This is a genomic window from Enterobacter cloacae complex sp. 2022EL-00981 (assembly GCF_028737495.1).
Lineage (GTDB): Bacteria > Pseudomonadota > Gammaproteobacteria > Enterobacterales > Enterobacteriaceae > Enterobacter > Enterobacter cloacae.
The window spans coordinates 1-15,292 of the sequence record NZ_JAQZRK010000053.1; the positions used below are offsets into that span (position 1 = coordinate 1).

A 15,292-nucleotide genomic window follows, 5' to 3' on the forward strand; every position below is an offset into this window, starting at 1 on the left:
GTGCCTGCGGCGGTACGGTGGCCACGTTGATGATGTACTCACCGGACGGACCGGAGACATTGCCCACGCCGTCGGTCTCTTTCGCCGTCAGGGTGTACTTCCCGTCCGGCAGCGGCGTGGTCGGCTCGAGGGACCAGGTGCCGTCAGCCTGTACCTTCGCGGTGCCAATCACCTTGTCGCCGTTGTAGACGGTGATGATGTTGCCCGGCTCTGCGCCCGTCCCCTTGATCAGCGGACGGTTGTCGTCGGTTTCCCCGCCGGAGGCAATCACGCCTGCGGTGTTCACGTCGTCATAGACTTCGGTGATCGCCACTTTGCTGGCGTCAGGCGCGGTGTAGTCGGTGATCAGTACAAAATCATCTGATTCCGGACCCGTGTTACCGGCCTTATCGGTTGCGGTAGTGGTGATATGGTGCTCACCCTCTGGCAGCGCGGTGGTTGGCGTAAATTGCCAGCCGCCATTTTCGTCCACCACGGTAGAACCAATCAGCTCCCCGTTATCATAGATATCGACACGGCTGCCCGGCTCTGCGGAACCTTTAAAGGTTGGGTTCGCATCATCGGTGGTGCTACCGCTGCTCAGATCGCCACGGCTGGAGCCGACGTCATCAGTCGCAACACCAATAACCGGTTTTTCCGGTGCCACGGTATCGACAGAGATATCAAAGGACGGAGAGGTCACGTCGTTTCCGGCCGGGTCTTTGGAAATCACGGTCAGGCTGTGATCGCCATCGGCCAGATCCTGTTCAGGAGTGAAGGTCCAGTTGCCGTCCGGATCCACCACGGTGGAGCCCAGTACATCGTCGCCATCCATGATGGTCACGGTGCTGCCTGGCTTACCTTTACCGCTCAGTTCAGGACGTGCGTCATCGGTCACGGTGCCTGGCTTCAGGTTGCCCACGATCGGCCCCTGATCATCCACCACTTCACCCACGGTCACCTGGTTTGGATCCGGATCGACGGTGAAGGAGATCCCCGGAGACGGTTCACTGGTGTTGCCAGACGGATCGGTCACGGTAGTGGTGATCTCATGATCGCCTTTAGCCAGAGGCTTGTCTGGCGTATAGGACCATTTACCTTCGTCATCAACGATGACGGAACCGATCTTCTCGTCGTTATCGTAGATGTCCACCACGCTGCCCGGCTCGGCTTCGCCGCTCAGGGTCGGGGACTGATCGTCGGTGGTGTCGCCTGGACCTACCGGCCCCTGCTTGTCGCCCACGTTATCATTGATAACGATATTTTCTGCCGGAGACGGTGCCGCAGTGTCAATCACGATCGGGAAGGTACCGCTGGTGCGCGCGTTGCCCGCTGCGTCAGTCGCCGTGACGGTGAAGGTGTGCTGACCATCCGCCAGCGCGGTATCCGGGGTGAACGACCACTTACCGCTGCTGTCCGCCTTGACGGTGCCAATCACTTTCCCGTTGTCGAGGATAGACACAACGTCGCCCGGTGCAGCGCTGCCGCTCAGGGTTGGGGTGGTGTCGTTGGTGGTTTCGCCTTTCTGCATTGGGCCGACGTGCGGCTCGGCGTTGTCCACAACGCTGTTGATGGACGGCTCGGTGCTGACCGGGATCAGAACGGTAATGTCGTAAGACGGTGCTTCACCCGCTACGCGGTTGCCTACTGCGTCCTGGGTTTCCAGCGTCAGCTGATTAAGCCCTTCCACCAGCGGTGTATCCAGTGCCAGCGTCCAGTTGCCTTCACTGTCGACCACGGCTGAGCCCAGCAGATGTTTGCCGTTAGCATCCGTGCTGTAAACAAAGACGGTGCTTCCCGCTTCACCAATACCATTGATAACCGGTTTGCTGTCATCGGTGATTTCACCGCTGGCCACGTTACCCTGACGGCCGCCGACATCATCCATTACGGACGTAATGTTCAGTACATCGCTGCTTGCCACTGGTGGGGTGTAGTCGGTCACCAGCACAAAATCATCCGATTCCGGACCGGTGTTGCCCGCTTCATCCGTTGCGGTGGTGGTGATATGGTGCTCACCTTCTGGCAGAGGTGTGGTTGGCGTGAACTGCCAGGCGCCGTTGTCGTCCGCAATCGTCGAACCAATATGTTCACCGTTGTCATAAATATCGACACGGCTGCCCGGCTCTGCAGAGCCGTTGAAGGTTGGGTTTGCGTCGTCGGTGGTGCCGCCGTTGCTCAGATCGCCACGAATTGTTCCCACATCATCCGTTGCGGATCCCAGTACAGGTTTTTCCGGGGCGGTCGCATCAACGGTAATATCAAAGGACGGAGAGGTCACCTCGTTTCCGGCCGGGTCTTTGGAAATCACGGTCAGGCTGTGATCGCCATCGGCCAGATCCTGTTCAGGAGTGAAGGTCCAGTTGCCATCCGGATCCACCACGGTGGAGCCCAGTACATCGTCGCCATCCATGATGGTCACGGTGCTGCCTGGCTTACCTTTACCGCTCAGTTCAGGGCGGACATCATCGGTCACGGTGCCTGGCTTCAGGTTGCCCACGATCGGTCCCTGGTCATCCACCACTTCACCCACGGTAACCTGGTTTGGATCCGGATCGACGGTGAAGGAGATCCCCGGAGACGGTTCACTGGTGTTGCCAGACGGATCGGTCACGGTGGTGGTGATCTCATGATCGCCTTTAGCCAGAGGCGTGTCTGGCGTATAGGACCATTTACCTTCGTCATCAACGATGACGGAACCGATCTTCTCGTCGTTATCATAGATGTCCACCACGCTGCCCGGCTCGGCTTCGCCGCTCAGGGTCGGGGACTGATCGTCGGTGGTGTCGCCTGGACCTACCGGCCCCTGCTTGTCGCCCACGTTATCATTGATAACGATATTTTCTGCCGGAGACGGTGCCGCAGTATCGATCACGATCGGGAAGGTGCCGCTGGTGCGCGCGTTGCCCGCTGCGTCAGTCGCCGTGACGGTGAAGGTGTGCTTGCCATCCGCCAGCGCAGTATCCGGGGTGAACGCCCACTTCCCGTTGCTGTCCGCCGTGACGGTACCAATCACTTTCCCGTTGTCGAGGATAGACACAACGTCGCCCGGTGCAGCGCTGCCGCTCAGGGTTGGGGTGGTGTCGTTGGTGGATTCGCCTTTCTGCATTGGACCGACGTGCGGCTCGGCGTTGTCCACAACGCTGTTGATGGACGGTGCAGTACTCACCGGGATCAGCAGATTGATGTCGTAAGACGGCGCTTCACCGGCAACGCGGTTGCCCGCCGGATCCTGCGTCTCCAGGGTCAGCTTGTTCAGGCCTTCCGTCAGTGGAGTTTCTGGTGTCAGGCTCCAGGTGCCATCACTGCCTACCACCGCTGTACCAATCAGGTGTTTGCCGGAAGAGTCGGTGGTGTAGACAAAGACGGTGTTCCCGGCTTCACCGATACCACTGATGAGCGGTTTGCTGTCATCGGTGATGTCACCGCTGGCTACATTGCCCTGACGATCGCCTACGTCATCCGCAACGCCGGTAATATTCAGAACATTTGCTGAAGCATCAGGCGCGGTAGTGTCAACTTCAAACTCCAGCGCTTCCGAGGGATCGCTGGTATTGCCCACCTTATCCGTCTGCGTAACGGTGATGCTGTGATCGCCTTCACCCAGCGGTTTCTCTGGTTTCAGTGTCCAGTTGCCTTTATCGTCAATAACGGTTGTGCCAAGCACCTCGTCACCATCATAAATGGTCACGGTGTCGCCCGGTTCGCCTTTACCGCTGAATACCGGACGGGTTTCATCCGTGACGTCACCGCCTTTCAGCTGGCCCGTAATCGGCCCGGTATTATCCTGGGCATCGGCCATATCCGGTTTGGCTGGCGGCGTGGTATCCACAATAATCTGAATCGGATCGGAAGGATCGCCTTCATTGCCGAGCGGATCTTCCTCAACGACCACGACATTATGTTCACCCTCGGCAAGTTCATCCTTAGGTGTAAATGACCATTTACCTTCGTCGTCGACGATAACCGAGCCGATCTCTTTATCATTGTCTTTGATAATGATGGTATTGCCCGGTGTTCCCTCTCCACTGAAAGAAGGCTGACTGTCATCCGTCACATCGCCCGGTTTGAGCGGACCGGTTACCGGACCGGTATTGTCAATCACCTCAGGCGTTTCTGCTTTTCCCGGAGGTTCAGTCAATACAATAAAATCACGCTCATCAGACGGTTCGCTGACGTTACCCGCTTTATCCGTCTGGCTGACCGTGATGCTGTGGCTACCGTCAGTGAGGTTCTCGGACGGTTTGAAATACCAACGGCCATCATCGTTAACGGTGGTTTCGCCGATCTTTTTACCGTTATCGTAAATTGCGATTGTTGCGCCAGCTTCACCGGTGCCGCTCATTTCCGGTTGAGGATCGTCGGTGTAAGCATCATCATGAATTTCACCGGTGGTTTTACCCACTTTGTCCATGATGTGTTCAATCGTCGGCGCTTTTGGCGCAACCGTATCAACGACGATGACAATCGGGTCTGATGGAGGACTCGCGTTGCCGTCAGGATCTTTTTCCACGACGGTCAGCTCGTGCTCACCTTCACCCAGTGGCTTATCAGGCGTATAGCTCCACTCGCCTTCATCATCGACGATAACGGAGCCGATCTCTTTGTCGTTATCGTAGATATGGATGGTATCACCAGGCTTACCTTTACCGGTCAGCGTCGGCGTTGAGTCATCGGTCGTATCACCTGATTTTAACGGGCCTTTGATTGAGCCTTCATCATCCATTGTGGTGCCGATGCTCGGCTTATCAGGCGTGGAGTGGTTATCGCCGTCGTCCTTGTCCATCTCAGACAGCGCGAAAGCAGCCCCTACACCCGCCGCCGCAAGTGCAAACCATCCCAGCATGCCAAACAGCATGTCGTTGTCGTCATCCGGTGCCGTCAGAAGAGGCCCACCCGCGCCTAACGGTTCTCCGCCTAACGCCACAGGAGACATGCTGCCGTCAGCAATCAGATAGCCGGTGTCGTAGCTTTCGCCCGACAGAGGAACATAGGCGTAGAGTAATCCATCTTCCGCCATGCCCATCAGCACCGGGTTGTTAGGATCACCATTGAAGTAATCTTCAATAATTATGCTTGGCTGTGTATCGCCTTCCTGGATAATGTGCAGCGCCTTGTCTACGCGCTGCAGCGTAATATTTTCTGGAGCGAAGTCGTCGTTAATATTCTTCAATAAATATTTATTGCCGGGGATAAGTTTTACCTTAACCGTCCGGCCTGCATCTGCGGTCAACAACCGAGTTTTTCCGTCTCCGTTATTGACCGCTAAAATGACTTTATTGTCCGTCATACTTAAAGTCCTTGGTGAATTTCACTCACTAAATAGTGGATATATAAACATTTTTGTTGATACACCCTGAACTGCCTTACGTTGATGCCTTTCTGAGATAATTCATGTCCACAGGGTTCATCGACATGATGCTTAAAACTATCATGTCTGACCTCTTAATATGGGTAGGAAAAAACCACGCAACGCTCTACGCCGCATTAGGAATAGTTGACATCAAAAAGCTATTAATGAGTGAACAAGGAAAGAGGAGGAAAAGAATAATTAACGGTTAAGAACTTACACGAAAAGAATAATAAATCAAATTGATTATTTTAATAAAAACTTCAGAATGAGTTTTTTAATTAAAAATCAATTAAACAGGAACTCAGTCGTTCACCGCGTGACGACAGCAACGGGCCGGGTAGACGAGAAATTCAGGATTGAGGAAACGCAGAAATGAAAAAGGCCCACGTTATAAATAACGTGGGCCTGAATAGTGGCGGAACGGACGGGACTCGAACCCGCGACCCCCTGCGTGACAGGCAGGTATTCTAACCGACTGAACTACCGCTCCGCTGTGTTCCCTTGGGAACGAGGCGCATATTACGGTTTGCCTCTGAACTCGTCAACGCTTTTTCTCACGTTTTGAATCGTTTGCTGCAAAAATCACCCGAACGGTGATTTTACAGGCATTCTGGCATGCCTTACGCACGCCACATACAGCTTCCGCCCTTCTTCTGGACCAGATCCAGACGAGATTCGTGGTTGAGAAGCTCTTCATCACTCGCTAAAACAACCCGCAAGCGGCTGGCCTGACGAACAACACGCTGAATTCCCGCTTCGCCCTGCGTCTGCTGAGATTCATTCTCCATGCTGAACTTCATTGACGTTTGACCGCCGGTCATCGCCAGATAGACATCCGCCAGGATCTGGGCATCGAGCAATGCCCCGTGCAGCGTTCGCTTGGTGTTGTCTATTTCATAACGTGAACAGAGCGCATCGAGGCTGTTACGCTTGCCGGGGAACATCTTCCTGGCCAGCGCCAGGCTGTCAGTGACCTTGCAGAAGGTGTTCGTTTTGGGGATATCGCGCTGGAGCTTACTAAACTCGTAGTCCATAAAGCCGATATCGAACGAGGCGTTGTGAATGACGAGCTCTGCGCCTTTAATGTAGTCCAGAAATTCGTCCGCCACCTCCGCGAAGGTCGGTTTATCCAGCAAGAACTCATCGGCAATACCATGAACGCCGAACGCTTCGGGATCCACCAGCCGATCGGGTTTGAGATAGACGTGGAAGTTGTTCCCCGTCAGACGACGGTTCACCACTTCAACAGCACCGATCTCAATGATCTTGTGCCCTTCGTAGTGCGCGCCGATCTGGTTCATACCGGTGGTTTCGGTATCAAGAACAATCTGGCGAGTAATTGCAGTGCTCATAGCGGTCATTTATGTCAGACTTATCGTTTAACTGAACGTTTCAAATACAGGAAGTCTACCAGAGATGCGTAAACAGGTAGAAATTTTCACCGATGGATCTTGTCTCGGTAACCCAGGGCCTGGCGGCTATGGCGCGATTATGCGCTATCGTCAGCACGAAAAAACTTTTAGTGAAGGGTATTTCCTGACCACCAACAACCGCATGGAGTTGATGGCGGCCATCGTGGCGCTGGAAGCCTTAAAAGAACATTGTGACGTGGTGCTCAGTACCGACAGCCAGTACGTGCGCCAGGGGATCACCCAGTGGATCCACAACTGGAAAAAACGCGGCTGGAAGACGGCAGATAAGAAGCCCGTCAAGAATGTCGATCTCTGGAAACGGCTGGATGCGGCGCTGGGCCAGCATAATATTAAGTGGGAATGGGTAAAAGGCCATGCCGGCCACCCGGAAAACGAGCGCTGCGATGAACTGGCGCGGACGGCGGCCGCTAACCCGGCACATGAGGACGCGGGCTATCAGCCTGAATCCTGATTACGGTTTTCTGTACTGCCGCGTGGCCCCCACCGTCTGGCGGATCGGCGTTTTGGTTTTGCTCTGCTTCATCGGGTTAAGCGTCAGGGGAATGGTTCGCTTACGCGCAACGATAAACTGCATGCAGCCTAATGCAGGCAAATGGGTACTCAGCAAAACGCCCCCTTTTCTGGCCCAGGGCAGTACCTGAAATCCGCCGTAGCTGAGCACTTCAAAATTCAGCAGCGAAAGCCAGTCCAGCTGGCGCATCATGGTGAACATCCGGCTGTTATAAGGAGGAGTGCGGCGTAATACGGGCACCAGCTTGCGCAGCCCCATCAGGCTCAGCGGATTAAACCCGCTTATCACCAGCCAGCCGTCATCTATCAGCACGCGATCGGCTTCACGCAGCATGCGATGAGGATCGCTGCACCAGGGTATCGTATGCGCCAGCAGGCACGCATCAACCGACTTTTCCGCAAACGGCAGATGTAAAGGGTCTGCCTTCACCTGAACGGGCGATCCGCCGAGAGAGACATGGACCTGATGTGAGATAGCGCAGCTTTCGGTATTGATTTCCGCGCTGAGATTGCCAATCTTAAGCAGGTGAAAGCCATACATTTTCGCGAGCCAGGGCTTAAGCTGTAGTTCTAACGCCTCGCGATAGTATTCACCCCAGGGCAATTCCGCCCAACGTTCCGGTGCTGCGACAGTCTGAGGTATCCTTGCCGGTTTCATCAAAACACCCGCCACGCTATAAGAGGTAATGTATGAATCTTATCAGTATTCCTGCCTTTGAGGACAATTACATCTGGGTTTTAGTCGATGACGCGCGTCGATGCGTCATTGTCGACCCCGGAGAGGCCGCCCCGGTTCTGCAGGCAATAAAAGAGAATGGCTGGCAGCCTGAAGCCATCCTCCTGACCCACCATCACCACGATCATACCGGCGGTGTGCCTGAACTGCGCGCCCGGTTCCCGCATCTGGTGGTTTACGGACCGGCAGAGGCACAAGATAAGGGAATCACGCAAGTAGTCGAAGAAGGCAAAAATATCCTCATACATGAGTGGGAGTTTTCCGTATTTGCTACACCAGGTCACACTTTGGGACATCTGTGTTTCTACAGCAAACCTTATCTGTTTTGTGGCGATACGCTGTTTTCTGGCGGCTGTGGCAGACTGTTTGAAGGCACGCCAGCCCAGATGTACCAATCTTTACAAAAAATTAATGCCCTGCCTGACGATACTGTAATTTGTTGCGCGCATGAGTATACATTAGGAAATATGAAGTTTTCTGCCAGCATTTTACCTGAGGATCGTGCGATTCAGGATTACTATCAGAAAGTGAAGGGGTTACGTGCAAAAAACCAAAAAACACTCCCCGTAATTCTGAAAAACGAGCGTAAAATTAATTTATTTCTTAGAACAGATGACATTGATTTAATTAATAAAATTAACCAAGAAACAAAATTGCAACAACCAGAACAGCGATTTGCATGGTTAAGGTCAAAGAAAGATAACTTCAGATAATTGCGGGTTGCCTTTTCAAAATTTCGCCGTTATCATCGCTCGTCTTTTAAGCAACTATTGACACACACATGAAGGCAAAAGCGATCTTACTCGCCTCTGTCCTGCTTGTTGGTTGCCAGTCGCAGAACGGCAGCAACGTACAACAGCACGCACAGAGCCTTTCTGCAGCTGGTCAAGGGGAAGCAGGGAAGTTTACAAGCTCAGCGCGTTGGTTGGACGATGGGACATCTTTCGCGCAGGATCAAAACTTGTGGACCTCTATTGGCGACGAGCTAAAGATGGGAATTCCGGAAAACAGCCGGATTCGCGAACAGAAACAGAAGTATTTAAGAAATAAGAGCTATCTCCACGATGTAACGTTACGGGCAGAGCCGTATATGTACTGGATAGCCGGGCAAGTTAAGAAACGTAACATGCCTATGGAGCTGGTACTCCTACCCATAGTGGAGAGCGCTTTTGACCCACACGCGACGTCTGGTGCCAATGCCGCAGGTATTTGGCAGATCATTCCGAGCACCGGGCGAAATTACGGTTTGAAACAGACCCGTAACTATGATGCGCGTCGCGATGTTGTCGCTTCCACGACAGCCGCTCTCGACATGATGCAACGTCTGAACAAGATGTTTGACGGCGACTGGTTGTTAACGGTTGCGGCGTATAATAGTGGCGAAGGTCGTGTACTGAAGGCAATGAAAGCGAATAAAGCACGGGGTAAATCCACCGATTTTTGGTCGCTCTCACTGCCACAGGAAACGAAGATTTACGTACCGAAGATGCTGGCATTGAGTGATATTCTCAAAAACAGCAAGCGTTACGGTGTACAACTGCCAACACCAGACGAAAGTCGTGCACTGGCGCGCGTTCGCCTCAGCAACCCGGTTGATATTCAACAGGTTGCCGATATGACGGGTATGTCGGTAAGTAAACTGAAAACCTTTAACGCGGGTGTTAAAGGCTCAACGCTGGGGGCGAGTGGCCCACAGTATGTGATGGTTCCGCAGAAACATGCTGAACAGTTACGTGAGTCTTTAGCGTCTGGTGAAATTGCCGCCGTTCAGTCAACGCTGATTGCGGATGCATCATCAGTCAACAGCCGCAGCTATAAGGTTCGTAGCGGTGATACGCTTTCGGGCATTGCATCACGTCTTGGCGTGACAGCAAAAGATCTGCAGCAGTGGAATAACCTGCGCAGCTCAGGCCTGAGAGTGGGTCAGACACTGACGGTGGGTGCGGGTAGCAGCGCACAGCGTCTCGCCAATAACAGCGATAGCATTACCTATCGCGTGCGTAAAGGCGATTCACTGTCCAGTATCGCAAAACGACACGGCGTGAACATTAAGGATGTGATGCGCTGGAATAATGATACTGACAATCTGCAACCAGGCGACCAGCTGACACTGTTTGTGAAAAACAGCGCCACGCCAGACTCCTGATTACACGATACAAAGATAAAAAGGCACCGATTCCCCTCGGTGCTTTTTTTTACTTCGCTTTTTGCGCTTCAACCATGATGGTATCGCTGGTAAACGAACCGTCATCCTGCAATTCAAAGTAGTCCTTCACCTCTGAGGAAGCACTGTCCTGATACAACCGTATGGCCTGGCTTAACGCGTCCGGGGTGCGCATACGGGCGATCCACGAACTAAATTCCAGCGGCAAGCGATCGGTTATCAGTGAGCGTGAAATTAAACCGGCCTCAGTAATAAACGTTAACCACTCCCCACTGGAATAATCCTGCACGTGCGAGGTGTCACGCAGCGCTTCAACCGTCTGCAGCCAGATGTTCCGTACAGGGTGACCCGGAGACATGACGTCCATAATGATGACGGTTCCGCCCGGCTTCAGCACGCGTTTGACTTCCCGTAATGCCTGGCCGACATCATGCCAGTGGTGCGCGGAGTAACGGCTGATAACAACGTCAAACGACGCCTCTTCGAAAGGTAAGGATTCGGCATAGCCCTGGCGCGTATCGACATTGTTGAGCCCTTTGGCTTTTGCCGCCTCAGCCACCACCTCCAGCATCTGGCTGGATAAATCATACGCCGTAACCTGAGCCACATGCTGCGCTGCAGTAAAGCTGGCATGCCCTGCTCCACAGCCTAAATCCAGCACCGTCGCCTGCGGGAACGCCGAGAGACGCTCGCCGAGACGCACCAGATCGCGGCCGGAAGCATGAACGGCGCTGGTCAGATAGGCGCTTGCCTGGGAACCAAACTGTTTTTCGACGTTGTCGTGATGAGAGTGTGTTGTTGTCATTGTACTGTCCTTGCGTTGGTTAAAGTAAAGGGCAGCACTCAACCGGCCTGCCCCACGGCAGACCTGACTCACCATATTAATCAGGTTTGCCGGGACTGAATTCCACTAGTAGCGGGTTGTGATCGGAGGCGCGAGTGACCAGAACAGAGGCGTCATGCACGCTCAAACCACGATAGAAAACGAAATCGAGAGGACGACCGAACGCTTTCTTACGCTGGTCATCACTAAAACGAACTTCACGCAGCGACATCTCCCGCGCAAAGCGATACAGCGCGTTCATGCGTGGACGGCTCCAGGCATTGAAATCCCCGGCCATAATAATAGGCCCACTGTGATGGGCTATCTGGTCGCCAATCGGAAGTAACTGCTTACTATACACATCCACGCCCAGACTGAAGTTTACCGCATGGATGTTCACGACCATCAGCAGCCGTGTGTCAGGCAGTGGGTAGACCGTCACCAGCGCCGATTTTGCCAGTCGCAGGATAGGCTCGCGTTCGCGCAGCGGGCAGCAGTAAACCGGATGCGCGGCAGAAAGGGTCATCACGCCAGAGGGATGTTGCGGCAATACAAATGCGGGCACCTGGTCGGCGGCGAGATAGTTAGTGGTCGCAAACCTTACCAGCTCAGGCGTGGTTTGCGCCTCCTGCAGCAGAACCAGATGGGCATCTTTACCAAAGTTCTTGAGGACGGATAACCAATCCGCGCGCTGCTGTTTAAAGATATTCCATACCAGCACCCGAATTTTTTCATCGCTGCTTAACGGTGTACCGGCAGGTAATGCCTGGCTGATGCTCGCAAACGACCCGGGAGGCAAGATCCTCTCCGCGGGCATTCCGGCAACATAACGCATGGCATAGGTATTTTTTCGCACTTTTGGAAACAACCTCTGTAACATGAACCAGCCCGGAAAACGGACTGGTTCTAATGTTATAGGGATTTTAGGTCACACTTTCAACGCAATTACTGAGAAACCTCTTTCCAGTTTTGTAAGCAAGCACTTACTGAGGTTTAACCAAGCGCTACGCGAGAGGGTTTATCAAGGCGTCCGCTCAGACCAATCAGCAGGAAGGCAACGAGCACAATAACGGCACCAATCCACGGGGTTTGGGTTAATCCAAAGTGCTCCACCGTCTGCCCGCCAACGATAGAACCGATGGCGATACCAATGTTGAAGGCGGCAATGTTCAGACCAGAAGCCACATCCACCGCATTTGGCGTATAGCGTTCGGCTTTTTGTACCACGTAGACCTGCAGGCCGGGTACATTACCAAAGGCAAAGATGCCCATGACCAGTACCGTTACCAGCGCGGCGTACTGAATCGATGCCGTGAACTGGAAGAGCATCAGCAGAATCACCAGTGCCGCGAAGATAAACTTAAGCGCTGGTACAGCACCATGCTTATCCGCGAGCTTACCTCCCCAGATGTTGCCAATCGCCACAGAGATACCGTACCCCAGTAAAATCCAGCTTACCGCTGCAGGAGAGAAGCCGGCCAGATCCTGCATCATTGGAGCGAGGAAGGTGAATGCCGTAAACACGCCGCCGTAGCCCAGCGCCGTAACGGCATAGATGAGCAGCAAACGAGGATGTGTGAGCACCTTAATCTGATCGCTCAGTCTTGCGCTTGTACGGCCGGGAATATTCGACGGTACCAACAGCAGGCTGGCCACCAGTGCAATCACGCCCAGTAAAGAAACGGCGAGGAAGGTTTCACGCCAGCCGAAATGTTGCCCGATGAACGTTCCTAATGGTACGCCGGTGACCAGTGCGACGGTCAATCCGCCAAACATAATGGCAATGGCTGATGCAGCTTTCTCTTTGGGTACCAGGCTGGTTGCAATGGTGGAGCCAATCGAGAAGAACACCCCATGAGCAAGGCCAGTCAGCAGGCGGGCAATGACCAGCGTCGTGTAGTCCGGCGCCTGCCAGGCCAGTATATTGCCGGCCGTGAAGAGCACCATCAGCGCGACCAACAGTTGCTTACGCGGGAATCGCCCGGTTAATGCCGTCAGGACGGGCGCGCCGACAGCGACACCCAAAGCATAGATGGAGACCAACAGCCCGGCTGAAGGTAATGAGATAGCAAGCTGGTTAGCGATGGTAGGAACCAGTCCTACGATAACAAATTCGGTCGTGCCAATTGCAAAGGCACTGATCGTCAGGGCAAGTAGCGCCAGTGGCATAAAATACTCCGTATCATCAGGATTAAGATGACAGGCAGTATGCGCCAGTGGTTAAATAACAAAAATGGTCAAAATCTCAATAGAATTTTGCAGGTGGTGCAACAATGAAAGCAACCTCGGAAGAGCTGACAATCTTTGTCGCCGTCGTCGAAAGTGGCAGTTTTAGCCGCGCGGCAGAGCAGTTAGGGCAGGCAAACTCTGCTGTAAGCCGCTCGGTGAAAAAGCTTGAGATGAAGCTTGGGGTGAGTCTTCTCAACCGCACGACGCGGCAGTTGAGCCTGACGGAAGAAGGTGAACGGTACTTCCGCCGGGTGCAGTCTGTCTTACAGGAGATGGCTGCAGCAGAGACCGAGATCATGGAAACGCGCAGCACACCGCGTGGGCTATTGCGTATTGATGCGGCCACACCGGTAGTTCTGCACTTTCTGATGCCGCTGATTAAACCTTTCCGTGAACGCTATCCGGAGATGACGCTCTCTTTGGTCTCCTCCGAGACCTTTATCAATCTTATCGAACGTAAAGTCGATGTGGCGATCCGGGCGGGAACCCTGACGGACTCAAGCTTGCGCGCGCGTCCTCTGTTTGCCAGCTACCGTAAAATCATCGCCTCACCACAATACATCGCTGAACACGGCAAACCTGAAACCGTTGAAGAGCTGAAGCAGCATCTGTGTCTGGGTTTCACCGAGCCGTTATCACTGAATACCTGGCCTGTTGCCTGCCCTGACGGTCAGTTGCATGAGATCACCTGCGGGTTGTCGTCCAACAGCGGGGAAACGCTGAAGCAGCTGTGTCTTGAAGGAAATGGGATCGCCTGTTTGTCTGATTACATGATTGATAAAGAAATTGCGCGCGGTGAGCTCGTGGAGTTAATGGCGGACAAGCGTCTGCCGGTAGAGATGCCCTTCAGTGCGGTTTACTACAGCGACAGAGCGGTGAGCACGCGTATCCGTGCCTTTATCGACTTTCTGAGCGAGCATATAAAAACAGCTCCCGAAGGAGCTGTGTGAGGGTTAAGCGTACAGAGGGCGGGTCAATATTAATCCCAGTCTGGCGCTAAACCTTCCGGGCTCACCAGGCGATCGTTGCACTCCAGGGCAGCGATCGCTTTTTTGTCTTCGTCATCCAGCTGGAGATCCACAGCTAACAGGTTGCTGGCCAGGTTTTCACGCTTCGTTGAAGATGGAATAACGGCATAACCTTCACCCATCGCCCAGGCCAGGATCACCTGTGCAGCCGTTGCGTTATGTTTATTTGCAATACGTGCAATGACCTCATCTTTCAGCGCTTTACCGTATGCCAGCGTCATATAAGAAGTGATGTGAATGCCGTGCTGTTTGGCCCACGCCACCACGTTGCGGTTTTGCAGATAAGGAGAGAGCTCAATCTGGTTGGTCGCAATGTTCTCTGCGCCAACGGCAGCAATGGCTTTTTCCATCAACGGAATGGTGAAGTTCGAAATACCAATTTGACGGGTTAAGCCCTGCTCTTTCGCTTCCAGCAGCGCCTGCATGAATTCTTCTACAGAAACGGCATCATTCGGAGATGGCCAGTGGATCAGGGTCAGATCGACATAGTCAGTACGCAGCTTCTTCAGGCTCTCTTTCAGGCTTGGGATCAGCTTGTCTTTACTGAGGTTCTCGATCCAGATTTTGGTGGTGATAAACAGTTCGTTACGCGGTACACCGCTTTCTTCAATCGCCTGGCCAACCGCAGCTTCATTTTCATATATCTGCGCGGTATCAATTGCGCGATAGCCAAGCTCAAGGGCGGTTTTGACCGATGCGATAACAACGTCGTCTTTCAGGCGGAAAGTGCCCAGGCCTAATGCAGGGATAGTCATGTCATTCCTCGTTATTCGTAATGTTCGTTAACTGAGGAAGATTATCGCTGCTGGCGTTATGCTGAAAAAGGTCGTAAAACGCAGAGGATTTTTGCTGATTTAGCAATAATTGGGAAGCAGATAAGAAAAAAGCCCTGAGCGTTAACTCAGGGCTTTTAATAAGTGGCGGAACGGACGGGACTCGAACCCGCGACCCCCTGCGTGACAGGCAGGTATTCTAACCGACTGAACTACCGCTCCACCGAAGACTGCTGTAACCACCGGATTGATGCACCGGCTTAC

11 protein-coding genes and 2 tRNA genes are annotated in these 15,292 nt (G+C 53.4%); 4 read left to right on the forward strand and 9 right to left on the reverse strand.

All coding sequences use genetic code 11. The features are described from left to right. From PUZ33_RS24730 to dnaQ, 3 genes are all read right to left on the reverse strand, one after another. A partial coding sequence (locus PUZ33_RS24730; protein ID WP_274205378.1) for an Ig-like domain-containing protein occupies nt 1-5,269 on the reverse strand: 5,269 nt, incomplete at its 3' end. Between the two features lie 476 nt (nt 5,270-5,745). Next, nucleotides 5,746-5,822 (reverse strand) — tRNA-Asp (locus PUZ33_RS24735). Between the two features lie 130 nt (nt 5,823-5,952). Next, a complete protein-coding gene (gene dnaQ, locus PUZ33_RS24740; protein ID WP_013095690.1) occupies nt 5,953-6,684 on the reverse strand; it encodes a DNA polymerase III subunit epsilon in 732 nt (243 codons plus the stop codon). 64 nt (nt 6,685-6,748) lie between these two features. On the opposite strand from dnaQ, the gene rnhA reads away from it, so the two are divergent. After that, complete coding sequence (gene rnhA / locus PUZ33_RS24745) at nt 6,749-7,216, forward strand: ribonuclease HI (protein WP_013095689.1); 468 nt, start codon at nt 6,749-6,751, stop codon at nt 7,214-7,216. On the opposite strand, the gene PUZ33_RS24750 is transcribed toward rnhA, so the two are convergent. Continuing rightward, nucleotides 7,217-7,933, reverse strand: a complete 717-nt coding sequence (locus PUZ33_RS24750) for a class I SAM-dependent methyltransferase (RefSeq protein ID WP_013095688.1) — start codon at nt 7,931-7,933, stop codon at nt 7,217-7,219. It lies immediately after the preceding gene. A 32-nt stretch (nt 7,934-7,965) separates the two neighbouring features. Between PUZ33_RS24750 and gloB the strand changes: the two genes are divergently transcribed. Then, nucleotides 7,966-8,724, forward strand: coding sequence for a hydroxyacylglutathione hydrolase (gloB, locus tag PUZ33_RS24755; RefSeq protein WP_058681417.1), 759 nt, complete (start codon nt 7,966-7,968; stop codon nt 8,722-8,724). Between the two features lie 68 nt (nt 8,725-8,792). Next, nucleotides 8,793-10,157, forward strand: a complete 1,365-nt coding sequence (mltD, locus tag PUZ33_RS24760; RefSeq protein WP_013095686.1) for a murein transglycosylase D — start codon at nt 8,793-8,795, stop codon at nt 10,155-10,157. Nucleotides 10,158-10,206: 49 nt separating this feature from the next. Here mltD and PUZ33_RS24765 read toward each other — a convergent pair whose 3' ends face one another. The 3 genes from PUZ33_RS24765 to PUZ33_RS24775 form a co-directional block, all read right to left on the reverse strand. Further along, on the reverse strand, nt 10,207-10,980 hold the full coding sequence (locus PUZ33_RS24765; protein ID WP_058681416.1) for a class I SAM-dependent methyltransferase: 774 nt from the start codon (nt 10,978-10,980) through the stop codon (nt 10,207-10,209). Between the two features lie 76 nt (nt 10,981-11,056). After that, the gene (locus PUZ33_RS24770; protein WP_013095684.1) at nt 11,057-11,854 is read right to left on the reverse strand and encodes an endonuclease/exonuclease/phosphatase family protein; all 798 of its coding nucleotides are present in this window, start codon (nt 11,852-11,854) and stop codon (nt 11,057-11,059) included. Nucleotides 11,855-11,991: 137 nt separating this feature from the next. Further along, nucleotides 11,992-13,167: an MFS transporter gene (locus PUZ33_RS24775; RefSeq protein WP_029882849.1), complete on the reverse strand. Its 1,176-nt coding sequence runs from the start codon at nt 13,165-13,167 to the stop codon at nt 11,992-11,994. 104 nt (nt 13,168-13,271) lie between these two features. On the opposite strand from PUZ33_RS24775, the gene yafC reads away from it, so the two are divergent. Next, nucleotides 13,272-14,177: a DNA-binding transcriptional regulator YafC gene (gene yafC, locus PUZ33_RS24780; RefSeq protein WP_020686297.1), complete on the forward strand. Its 906-nt coding sequence runs from the start codon at nt 13,272-13,274 to the stop codon at nt 14,175-14,177. 29 nt (nt 14,178-14,206) lie between these two features. Here the strand turns inward: yafC and dkgB are convergent, their stop codons facing one another. Both dkgB and PUZ33_RS24790 read right to left on the reverse strand, forming a co-directional pair. Continuing rightward, entirely contained in the window at nt 14,207-15,010 is an 804-nt protein-coding gene (gene dkgB, locus PUZ33_RS24785) for a 2,5-didehydrogluconate reductase DkgB (protein WP_013095681.1), read from the reverse strand. A 163-nt stretch (nt 15,011-15,173) separates the two neighbouring features. Then, a tRNA-Asp gene (locus PUZ33_RS24790) sits at nt 15,174-15,250 on the reverse strand. Nucleotides 15,251-15,292 lie beyond the last annotated feature (42 nt).

Excerpts from the sequence above, each read along its gene's own strand:
- dkgB (WP_013095681.1), bottom strand. The coding sequence starts at position 15,010 with ATGACTATCCCTGCATTAGGCCTGGGCACTTTCCGCCTGAAAGACGAC.
- rnhA (WP_013095689.1), top strand. The coding sequence starts at position 6,749 with ATGCGTAAACAGGTAGAAATTTTCACCGATGGATCTTGTCTCGGTAAC.
- PUZ33_RS24775 (WP_029882849.1), bottom strand. The coding sequence starts at position 13,167 with ATGCCACTGGCGCTACTTGCCCTGACGATCAGTGCCTTTGCAATTGGC.
- mltD (WP_013095686.1), top strand. The coding sequence starts at position 8,793 with ATGAAGGCAAAAGCGATCTTACTCGCCTCTGTCCTGCTTGTTGGTTGC.
- yafC (WP_020686297.1), top strand. The coding sequence starts at position 13,272 with ATGAAAGCAACCTCGGAAGAGCTGACAATCTTTGTCGCCGTCGTCGAA.
- gloB (WP_058681417.1), top strand. The coding sequence starts at position 7,966 with ATGAATCTTATCAGTATTCCTGCCTTTGAGGACAATTACATCTGGGTT.
- PUZ33_RS24765 (WP_058681416.1), bottom strand. The coding sequence starts at position 10,980 with ATGACAACAACACACTCTCATCACGACAACGTCGAAAAACAGTTTGGT.
- PUZ33_RS24750 (WP_013095688.1), bottom strand. The coding sequence starts at position 7,933 with ATGAAACCGGCAAGGATACCTCAGACTGTCGCAGCACCGGAACGTTGG.
- dnaQ (WP_013095690.1), bottom strand. The coding sequence starts at position 6,684 with ATGAGCACTGCAATTACTCGCCAGATTGTTCTTGATACCGAAACCACC.